Origin of the sequence: Sphaerospermopsis kisseleviana CS-549 (genome assembly GCF_028329225.1) — a bacterium.
Classification (GTDB): domain Bacteria; phylum Cyanobacteriota; class Cyanobacteriia; order Cyanobacteriales; family Nostocaceae; genus Sphaerospermopsis; species Sphaerospermopsis kisseleviana.
This window is the reverse complement of sequence record NZ_JAQMTI010000233.1, coordinates 1-10,118: the sequence shown is the minus strand read 5'-3', so window position 1 is coordinate 10,118 and position 10,118 is coordinate 1. Positions and strand designations below refer to the sequence as shown.

Sequence of the window (10,118 nt, the reverse complement as noted above, 5' to 3'; positions counted from 1 at the left end):
TATTTGATTATTGAAAAAAACTCCGTACACCAAAATTCTCTAAAAGCCTTTTGCATGAGTGCCTGGTTGGTGAGCGAAGTCGAACTATTGCCTCTTGCCTGCCTACACAGATAAATTCAGAAATCAAACCGGATGACTATAGTTCCATCATAGTCCTGAGTTTTCTAAGCTGTTGTAATTTTGAATTGCCCATTGTACTTGTTTAATCATACCTCTGAGCATAGCAACTTCCGTGGTTTGTAGGTGGGCGCGGTTATATAAATGGCGGAATTTTTCCATCCTACTGGCTGCTGTGTGGGGATAAAGATAACCTATGGCAAGTAGTAGAGATTCTAATTCCTGGTAGTAGGGTTCTACAGTGTCCAAGGGTGCTGTTTCTGTTGTCGGTGTTTTCTGGGTGATAAAATTTTCCGCTAGTTGTGATAATTCGTAACAACAGATTGACACCGCAGTAGCTAAGTTTAATGATGGGTATTCGGGATTTGTAGGAATAAATACTAACTTTTGGGCATAATTGATTTCTTGATTGGTTAATCCCCGATCTTCTCTACCAAAAATTAATGCTGTGGGTTTTTCTGGTTCTGCTAATAACCAGGGGAAGGCGTGACGGGGGTTTTCTAAGGGTAATTCTCCGCTATAATCTCTACCTATGGTAGCGATCGCACGGGTACATCCTGTTAATGCTTCTGGTAAAGTATCAACTATGACTGCATTTTCTAATATTTCTTTGGCGTGAACTGCCATTTTTAAGGCTTCAAAAGATAGGCGATCGCACTGCGGATTTACTAAGATTAAATCACATAAACCAAAGTTTTTCATCACTCTGGCAATTGAACCTACATTTAATTCTCCTGCTGGTTCGACTAAGATAATTTTTATTTTCGAGCAGGTTGTTTTTTCTGTTGTCATAAAAGATCAAGGAGTCAGGAGTCAGGAGTCAGGAGTCAGGAGTCAGGGGAAAGTTAATAAACCAATTACCAATTACCAATTACCAATTACCAAATAAAGTTTATTTTATTAAATCATCAGTTGCAGGTTCACCGGGTAAAAAGCTATCTTTGACAATTTCATCTAAACTATAATTACATTGTTCAGAAAATGTTGAAAATGGTAAATTAGTTTCTCCTGATGCTAAATCTCTAGCATTTTCATAAGCTTCACTCATCAATATTTCCAACTGAGATTTTAAACTAGGATTTTCCTGTAATAATTTTAAAATATCCCTTCTTTGAATGCGAATTTTTGCTAACCAACTACGACTGCGTTTACTAGGCTGATATTCCCACTTTAATAAATGTCCGATTAAAATACTCAGACGGTTTCTTAATTCTTGTCGTTCCTTTCTACCCAAAGATTCAATTTCCTCTATTAAATTTGATAAGTCTAAATCATGCCATTGTTGATGTCGTAGAAAGTTAGCTTGTTGTTGAGTCCATTGATAAAAGTCAATTTCATAGAGATGATCTTGAAAATGATCTTTCAGGTTTGCTGCGGTTGGTTGAATTTTAGGAACTTGCATAATCAAAAATCTGGTGAACTGTAATAATTATAATATATACATCATGGAATAGGTGACAGGTGACAGGTGACAGGTGACAGGTGAAAGTTCATAGATACAGCATATTTCATTTTAGTGAGGTACAAACGGAAATCATAAAACCCTTGTGGAACAGGCATCCTGCCTGTTAGCCTTGTACCTCATAACTTAGGAAACGGCTGTAATTATTTGTTACCAATTACCAATTACCAATTACCAATTACCAATTACCAATCACCAATTACCCATTACCTAAAATGTTACCACACTTCTTATTGATTCCCCTCTGTGCATTAAATCAAAAGCATCATTAATTTTTTCAATGGGCATTACATGAGTAATTAAATCATCAATATTGATCTTTCCATCCATATACCAATCTACAATTTTCGGTACATCTGTCCGCCCTCTTGCACCGCCAAAAGCTGAACCTTTCCAAACTCTTCCAGTTACTAATTGAAAGGGACGAGTGCTAATTTCTTGACCTGCACCAGCTACCCCAATAATAACACTTACTCCCCAACCTTTATGACAACATTCTAAAGCCTGACGCATAACTTTTACATTACCAATACATTCAAAAGAATAGTCAGCACCACCTTTAGTTAAATCTACTAAATACGCAACTAAATCACCTTCAATTTCGTTAGGATTAACAAAATGTGTCATCCCAAATTTTTCAGCTAAGGCGCGTTTATTGGGATTAATATCCACACCCACAATCATATTCGCGCCAACCATTTGTGACCCTTGGATCACATTTAAACCTATTCCCCCCAAACCGAAAACTACCACATTTGCACCAGGTTCAACTTTAGCTGTATTAATAACTGCACCTATGCCCGTAGTTACACCACATCCGATATAACAAACTTTATCAAAAGGCGCATCTTCCCGAATTTTAGCAACTGCAATTTCTGGTAACACCGTATAATTAGCAAAAGTAGAAGTACCCATATAATGATGAATTATGTCACCACCAATACTAAATCTACTCGTACCATCGGGCATCACTCCCCGTCCTTGGGTAGCACGAATAGCTTGACAGAGGTTGGTTTTAAAGCTTAAACAATATGCACACTGCCGACATTCGGGAGTGTATAAAGGAATGACATGATCTCCGGGTTTAACACTTTTGACACCTTCCCCCACTTCCACAACCACACCAGCACCTTCATGACCTAAAATAGCGGGAAATAAACCTTCTGGATCTGCACCAGAAAGGGTATAAGCATCAGTATGACAAACTCCACTAGCTTTAATTTCTACTAATACTTCCCCCGCTTGTGGTCCTTGGAGTTGCACGGTTTCAATGGTTAGTGGTTTTCCTGCACTGTAAGCGATCGCTGCTTTCACTTCCATTATTCACTTCTCCCCTAAATTAACTGATCTAATCTAAAGTTAATACTACTGTCACCTGTCACCTGTCACCTGTCACCTGTCACCTACTCACTCAAGATTTTTTCTGAGCGATCGCTTGCCAAACTCTATTACCGTATAGTACATTAGTACCGATTACAAGAGAAACCCCCCAGTCTCACAAACTGGGGTTTTATTGTTTACTTCTAACTCCTGACTCCTATTCCTAACTAGCAACTTGGGTTATTATTTTTGAATGTTTTTTCAATGATTTTCGGGTACGGTGATTCGCAGATTTTGTTAAAATCTAAATCTCAATAACAATTCCTTTATTTTGTAACAAACATGATGAAACCTGCCCTTACTAAAATCGGCACTCAAATGTCTAACTTGACTGGCGTAAGAGCGATTATGAAAGATATTAATGAAACACTCCGAGCCAATCAGGGGCAGGTATTGTATAATTTGAGTGCGGGTAATCCCCTGATTTTACCAGAGGTTGAGCAGTTATGGCGTGACTGTACCGCAGATTTATTAGCTAGTTCTGAGTATGGTGAAGTTGTTTGTCGTTACGGTTCTTCTCAGGGTTATGCACCTTTCATTTCCGTGATGGTGAAGGATTTTAACGAGCGTTATGGTTTAAATTTAACAGAACGGAATATTTTAGTTACTGCTGGTAGTCAAACTATTTATTTCTACGCTGCTAACGCTTACGGTGGCTATACTGATGATGGGGATTTAAAAGAAATTGTTTTACCTTTAAGTCCAGATTATACAGGTTATGGTGGGGTGAGTTTATGCCCAGAAGCGTTAATTGCTTATAAACCTACTTTAGATATTGACAGCGCCAATCATCGTTTTAAATATCGTCCTGATTTTAGCCAACTTTCTATTAATGAAAATACTGGTTGTGTGATTTTCTCCCGTCCTTGTAACCCCACAGGTAACGTTTTAACAAATGATGAAGTTGAGAAAATCGCCGCTTTAGCTGCACCTTACAATGTACCAGTTTTGATAGACTCAGCTTATGCGCCTCCTTTCCCAGCGTTAAATTTTACAGAGATGAAACCTGTATTTGGTGATAACATTCTTCATTGTATGAGTTTATCCAAGGCAGGTTTACCAGGGGAAAGACTGGGGGTAGCTATCGGTGATGAAAAACTGCTGCAAGCTTTAGAGTGTTTCCAAACTAATGCAGGGATACATTCTTCTAGATATGGTCAGGCGATCGCTGCTCGTGCGATAGAATCAGGTGCATTAGCGGATATTGCGGAAAATGTGATTAGACCTTTCTACAAGAATAAATTTGATGTATTAGAAAGTACATTGGAAGCAGCTATGCCTAAAAATTTACCTTGGTTCTTACATCGGGGTGAAGGTGCAATTTTTGGCTGGTTGTGGCTGCAAGATTTACCGATGACTGACTGGGAATTTTACCAGGAATTAAAGAAAGTCGGTGTGATTATTGTTCCTGGTAGTGGTTTTTTCCCTGGTTTAAAAGATGAGTGGGAACACAAGCATCAATGTCTGCGTATCAGTTTGACTGGTAGTGATGAGGAAATTACTATCGGTATGCAGCGTTTGGCTAAGGTAGCAGAACAGGTTTATCAACGTGAAGCGGTGAGTGTGTAAGAGGAATGAACCACGAAGACACGAAGGACACGAAGAGAAGAAAGCAGGGGAGCAGGGAGCAGGGAGCAGGGGGAAAAAAGAAAAAGTCCCCAGTCCCCAGTCCCCAGTCCCCAGTCCCCGATCTTGATCACTGGATCGAGATTGGTAAAATTGTTGCACCTCAAGGTTTAGGTGGGGAGGTGCGGGTTTATCCTAATACTGATTTCCCGGAACGGTTTGAGGAGGCGGGTACTCGCTGGATGTTGCGGCCAGGGGAGTGTGAACCGCAACCGGTGGAGTTGTTACAAGGGCGGTATATTGAGGGTAAGAATCTATATGTGATTCAATTAGAAGGGGTGAGCGATCGCACTGCTGCGGAAAATCTGCGAGATTGTCGGTTGTTTGTCCCTATTAGCGATCGCCCAGAATTGGAAGAGGGGGAATTTCATGTTATAGATTTAATAGGATTGTCTGTTTTCATGCAGGAATCTGGGGATTTAATCGGAACAGTTGTAGATTTATTACCTTCTGGTCATGATTTATTAGAGGTGAAGTTTGATCCTGCTTTTGATGAAAAAAAAGCTGGAAAAACTGTTTTAATTCCTTTTGTCATGGAAATTGTTCCTGTTGTTGATTTGCAAAATCGGCGGATTGAAATTACTCCTCCTCCTGGTTTATTATCAATTAATGATTAGAAGTATTTAATCAAAAATTCTTGTGGGGTAGTCAAGATGTCTACCCTACTGATCAATTGATAATTGACAATTGACAATTGATAATTTTTTCATCCAACGACGTGAACCAAAATATTTACAAGCTTCCGCAGCAATATTACTTGCTAATTCCAAGGATTGAGGAAAGTTATTTTGTAGGATATAATGACAAAAAGCACCATGAAAAATATCACCCGCGCCTAATGTATCAATGGTTTTAATTTTGGGAACATTGATCAACCCTTTTTCTTTATTACTTAAATATTCTATGGGTTTTTCTCCATGAGTAATGGCAATGTAAGGAATGTTAAAACCTTGCAAATAATTAAAAATATCTGCTTGATTTTTGCAGTTGGGAGGATAAAAGTTAGCCGAACAAATAGCATAATCTACAAAAGGTAAAATTTCTTCAAAACCCGCTTTCCAACTTCCTCCATCAATAACAACAGGAATATTTTTCTTTTTATTTTTCTTTTTATTTTTCGCTGTTTCGGCAATTATTTTACTTACTGCCATTTGATGTCCATCAATTAAAATAATATCAATATTATCTAATATATCATCAGGAATAGAGTTAATATCAGCTTGGGTTTTTACGGCATTTATAGAAATTACTGCTCTTTCTCCTGTACCTTGGGTGACAATGATTGAAGATACTGGTGGGGATGTTTGTTTATTAGGATCTAAGTCAATTATTCTTACTTGGTAATTTGCTAAATCTGTAGTAATTAATTGTGTCATGGAATGAGAACCCAGAACACCTAAAAGTTGAGATTTATTACCCAAGTAACTAAATGTAACAGATGCGTTGGTTGCTGGTCCACCTGCTGCTACAGTATAATCATTAGCAACTAATTTTTGATTGTTCTGGGGTGGTGATTGGGCAAGGTAAATTAAATCTAAAGTAATTAAACCGACAAATAAAGCTGATTTAGTCATTGGTGATTGGTGATTGGTGATTGGTGATTGGTGATTGGTGATTGGTGATTGGAAAATTATACAGGAGAAACAGAAATTATGTTTAAGAACATGGCAATGGACGCACTGGGTTTAAGTGATATTGGTGCTGTGATTAAACCAGAAGATTATAATAAGGTTGATAGTGATGATTACGTAATGCACGAAGAAGGGGAAAAAATCTACTTTTTGATTAAATCAAAAACTGATGAATACTGTTTTACAAATTTAGCATTAATCCATCTTGATGGTAGTTCTGCCATGAGCAAAAAACGGTTACTAAATCGTTATAGCTACAGTCAAAATATCATTAGAGATGTAAGGTTAGAAACCGCAGGAACGGTAGATTTAGATATTGAAATTAAGTTTGTTATGGGGGATAAATCCTATTCTATTGATGTGGCAAAAAATTTTATTGCTCCCTTAAAAGATTTATACAAAGCATTGGTAAAAATTTCTTCCATTCAAAAAGAAAATGGAGTTTATTACCAATATGCTCAAACTAGCTTAAATACTGCTTCTAGTACAGTAGGTAGAGCAACTAATATTTCCACTTCAGAAGAACAGTTTAAGGCTATTAACTGGTATGCTTTTAATTGGTTAAAATATGCCCATGAAACTTATGTGAGAAAAGATTTTGGGGAAATTTTTGAGAAGTTTATTAATAATTAAGCAAGCATTCAGCTATCAGTAATCAGCTATAAGGTTTATTATCAAATAAGCAAAATTTTATTGATTTTTTTTAGTTGTTTGCTGATAGCTGACGGCTGAATGCTTACACAAAAACAGCCTTCTACCTGTTGTCTTCTAGAAAATAATAATTATGGCAACTGAACCCAAACCAGGAACATTATACATTGTCGGGACACCGATTGGAAATCTCGAAGATATGACTTTTCGGGCGGTGAGAATATTACAATCTGTAGATATGATTGCGGCTGAAGATACCAGACATACAGGAAAATTGCTGCAACATTTTCAAATTAAAACACCCCAAATGAGTTATCATGAACATAACCGTAATAGTCGCATTCCTGAAATATTAGAATCTTTAAAATATGGAAAAGCGATCGCATTAGTTAGTGATGCGGGAATGCCAGGAATTTCTGATCCAGGATATGAGTTAATTAAAGCTTGTGTAGATGCAGAAATTGATGTTGTTCCTATTCCCAGTGCGACTGCTGCCATTACCGCTTTAAGTGCTTCTGGTTTACCCACAAATCGGTTTATATTTGATGGATTTTTACCTGCAAAAAGTCAACAAAGACGAGAATATTTACAGTCTTTGTTAACAGAAATTAGGACTTTAGTTTTTTATGAGTCTCCCCATCGGTTGCGAGAAACTTTGGCAGATTTAGGTGATATTTTTGGCGGCGATCGCCAGATAGTAATAGCTAGAGAATTAACTAAATTATATGAAGAATTTTGGCGAGGAACAATAGCAGAGGCGATCGCCCATTATCAACAAAAAGAACCCCAAGGAGAATATACCCTGTTAGTGGCAGGAATAGAACCCAGCAAACCACAAATTACAGAAGCAGAACTCAAAGCCGAACTATTAGCAATGATGAAACAAGGTGCTTCTCGTTCTCAAGCAAGTAGACAATTAGCAAAAGAAATATCAATTTCTCGGAATAAATTATATCAGTTGGCATTAACAATTGAAATAGATAATGAATAACGAACCACTCCAGGCGCAGAAGACACAGAGATTAATAGACATCTGGTGAAAATGAATAGACTTTTCCGAAAAAGATGTAGGGACAGTATCCTGCGGGAAGCAAGCTACATGAATTGTCCCTACGACTTTTTTAGAGATGTCTAATGGTTTTAAACAAAAGCGAAGTTAGCAGCAGTTAAATTTGCAGTGTTAACACCATTCAAAATTGCTACGGTTGTTGCACCGATCGCAATATTATTACCACTCAAGGTCAGATCATCAAAACCAAAACCATCACCTTTTTAAAGATGCCTCTAGCATCTCCGCTACTGTAGGTGCAGTGTTTAGGTAGAGAGGTAAGGGATTAGCAGTGTTTAATCCTAATTGTTCTTCCCGGCGATCGTCAAAGGTGTGGTTTGCAGCAAAAACTCCGAGTAACTTTGTGGAAGCAGTAGCACTTGCTACGGCAGTGTTCATTTGCTCTTCTGTGTAGACCACAGTATAGCCCAAGGATTTTGCTAAATCAATCAGGTTAGTGGTGGGACGATCTTCGGCATCAGCATGGTAGTTCAACGTCGAACAGCGTCTCATACATCAACTCATAAATTTTGGTATTGTCTAAAGTTGCAGGTAATTTATCTGCATTTAAACCATGCGCTTTAGAAACAATAGAACCAGAAAAATCTGGTGTACCTGACCAACCAACACCAAACCTGAACACATCACCATCTGCATCAGGTGCAGCCACGAAAGGCGCAGTGTTAGCACCGGTTTGTCCATCTAAGGGTACGTTGCGGTTTGATGTAGTGGGGTTATTATTAACAGTACCTACGGTTGCACCAGTGCGGTCTATTACTTGTAAACCACCAGCATCACTATCAGCAGCCGTCAACATCAAGGTGTTAGGATGTCTTTCGATGAAATCTAATGCCACCCCAATGGCTGCATCTGTACGACGCAAACCTTCTAAAGTTCCAGCCGCATTGTTGTTATTACCGAAGTTATCAGTACCTTCTTCTTCCACAATGGTAATTGAACCATTGTTAAAGTTGGGGTGTCTTTCCATCAACTTCTGGGTGACATCCAACATTTCAGCAATAGTTGGGGCTGTTTGCCGATACAGAGGTAAACTCTGTCCAGCTAAAACTTCCTCTGGGCGATCGTTAAAAGTGTGAACAGGTGCAAATACACCTAACACTTTTGTTGGGGGTGTAGGTGCATTAAGTAAGTTTTTGAGTTGATCTGCTGTATAAACAACTGTATAACCTAAACTTTGAGCTAGTTGAATCAGGTTTTGCGTGGGGCGTTGTAAAGGATTTGTGCTAATAGACCTGTAGCGTGAGTCACAGCACCAGCGTTAGATGTTCCACCTAACTGGTCTTCCATGTGACCAAGATACACACCAGCATTAGACATCTTATCCCAATTCAATCGCCCATCGGGTCCTTGGTCTACAAACCGTGCAAAAGCAAAGTGAGATGGACTTGTTCCATCTGGGTGCATGAAAATGACGTGATTACCAGCCATAAAACCTCTGAATAAGTAGTTCAGTGTTTGAGATATATTTTGATCTCATTTAAATGAGTAATTGTTAAGAGAAGTCACGGCAAGAGGTTAATTGAAAGTTATTTATTTCTTAATTTTTGTTAAATTATGTTTTAATTACAAGTTAAGGATGTAAAAATTTTAATTAAAATTAATTTTAATTATTTTAAAATATTTATGAATCAGCTTAAATGGGCAAGATAGTTAATTCCAAAATAAGATCAAACTCGTTTGACACTATATAGTTTTGCTAAGTTTGCGGCTAATATTACAATGGAGATAATTGACAAATTGAGGAAAGACCCAGAATGACCCAAGTGGTTCTAGGAGAAAACGAAGGAATAGATTCAGCCCTGCGTCGGTTTAAACGCCAGGTTTCCAAAGCTGGAATTTTGGCTGACGTAAAGTATCATCGTCACTTTGAAACCCCCCTGGAAAAGCGCAAACGTAAAGCAGTCGCAGCTAGACGGAAACGCCGTTTTAAATAAACCTATTCGGTTTAGTAATGGATTGCTTGAGATATCCTTATAAATCAAGCACAATACCTTTACCATGTTCTTAAAATAATTCAGGAAGCTGCGACACACCCCTGATGGGGTGTAATTTTATTGGTGGAACTTAGTGCGTAAGCCTTTTGTCTTGCTTAGATGGAGTTAGCGGAAATCGCTTTCCATCTAACAAAAATGGTGACTGGTGACTGGTGATTGGTGACTGGTGATTGGTGACTGGTGACTGG

Annotated in this window: 12 protein-coding genes; 5 read left to right on the top strand and 7 right to left on the bottom strand. The window is 38.2% G+C overall.

Annotated elements, in window-relative coordinates; genetic code table 11:
- Positions 1 to 147 precede the first annotated feature (147 nt).
- The 3 genes from PN497_RS18100 to PN497_RS18090 form a co-directional block, all read right to left on the bottom strand.
- A complete protein-coding gene (locus PN497_RS18100; protein ID WP_096566051.1) occupies positions 148 to 909 on the bottom strand; it encodes an RNA methyltransferase in 762 nt (253 codons plus the stop codon).
- A 100-nt stretch (positions 910 to 1,009) separates the two neighbouring features.
- Positions 1,010 to 1,519, bottom strand: a complete 510-nt coding sequence (locus tag PN497_RS18095; RefSeq protein WP_096566049.1) for a DUF29 domain-containing protein — start codon at positions 1,517 to 1,519, stop codon at positions 1,010 to 1,012.
- Positions 1,520 to 1,789: 270 nt separating this feature from the next.
- Positions 1,790 to 2,899: an S-(hydroxymethyl)glutathione dehydrogenase/class III alcohol dehydrogenase gene (locus tag PN497_RS18090; protein ID WP_096566047.1), complete on the bottom strand. Its 1,110-nt coding sequence runs from the start codon at positions 2,897 to 2,899 to the stop codon at positions 1,790 to 1,792.
- Positions 2,900 to 3,244: 345 nt separating this feature from the next.
- Here PN497_RS18090 and PN497_RS18085 point away from each other — a divergent pair, with 345 nt between their 5' ends.
- Positions 3,245 to 4,528 (top strand): valine--pyruvate transaminase, encoded by a 1,284-nt coding sequence (locus tag PN497_RS18085; RefSeq protein ID WP_096566045.1) that lies wholly within the window; start codon positions 3,245 to 3,247, stop codon positions 4,526 to 4,528.
- A gap of 5 nt (positions 4,529 to 4,533) precedes the next feature.
- Positions 4,534 to 5,202, top strand: a complete 669-nt coding sequence (gene rimM / locus PN497_RS18080; RefSeq protein WP_096566043.1) for a ribosome maturation factor RimM — start codon at positions 4,534 to 4,536, stop codon at positions 5,200 to 5,202.
- Between the two features lie 45 nt (positions 5,203 to 5,247).
- On the opposite strand, the gene PN497_RS18075 is transcribed toward rimM, so the two are convergent.
- Positions 5,248 to 6,159: a sugar kinase gene (locus PN497_RS18075; protein ID WP_096566041.1), complete on the bottom strand. Its 912-nt coding sequence runs from the start codon at positions 6,157 to 6,159 to the stop codon at positions 5,248 to 5,250.
- A 48-nt stretch (positions 6,160 to 6,207) separates the two neighbouring features.
- Here PN497_RS18075 and PN497_RS18070 point away from each other — a divergent pair, with 48 nt between their 5' ends.
- Complete coding sequence (locus PN497_RS18070; RefSeq protein ID WP_236104057.1) at positions 6,208 to 6,849, top strand: PH domain-containing protein; 642 nt, start codon at positions 6,208 to 6,210, stop codon at positions 6,847 to 6,849.
- 151 nt (positions 6,850 to 7,000) lie between these two features.
- Positions 7,001 to 7,858 (top strand): 16S rRNA (cytidine(1402)-2'-O)-methyltransferase, encoded by an 858-nt coding sequence (gene rsmI, locus PN497_RS18065; RefSeq protein WP_096566039.1) that lies wholly within the window; start codon positions 7,001 to 7,003, stop codon positions 7,856 to 7,858.
- Positions 7,859 to 8,131: 273 nt separating this feature from the next.
- Here the strand turns inward: rsmI and PN497_RS18060 are convergent, their stop codons facing one another.
- From PN497_RS18060 to PN497_RS18050, 3 genes are read right to left on the bottom strand one after another with little or no spacing between them, the layout of a single operon-like run.
- Entirely contained in the window at positions 8,132 to 8,410 is a 279-nt protein-coding gene (locus tag PN497_RS18060) for a hypothetical protein (RefSeq protein WP_272110743.1), read from the bottom strand.
- Positions 8,394 to 9,125, bottom strand: a complete 732-nt coding sequence (locus tag PN497_RS18055; RefSeq protein ID WP_272110744.1) for an alkaline phosphatase — start codon at positions 9,123 to 9,125, stop codon at positions 8,394 to 8,396. The genes PN497_RS18060 and PN497_RS18055 overlap by 17 nt, the downstream gene beginning before the upstream one ends.
- Positions 9,125 to 9,364, bottom strand: a complete 240-nt coding sequence (locus tag PN497_RS18050; RefSeq protein ID WP_272110742.1) for a hypothetical protein — start codon at positions 9,362 to 9,364, stop codon at positions 9,125 to 9,127. Before PN497_RS18050 ends, PN497_RS18055 begins: the two co-directional genes overlap by 1 nt.
- 326 nt (positions 9,365 to 9,690) lie before the next feature.
- Here PN497_RS18050 and rpsU point away from each other — a divergent pair, with 326 nt between their 5' ends.
- Positions 9,691 to 9,870: a 30S ribosomal protein S21 gene (rpsU, locus tag PN497_RS18045; RefSeq protein WP_008226419.1), complete on the top strand. Its 180-nt coding sequence runs from the start codon at positions 9,691 to 9,693 to the stop codon at positions 9,868 to 9,870.
- Positions 9,871 to 10,118 lie beyond the last annotated feature (248 nt).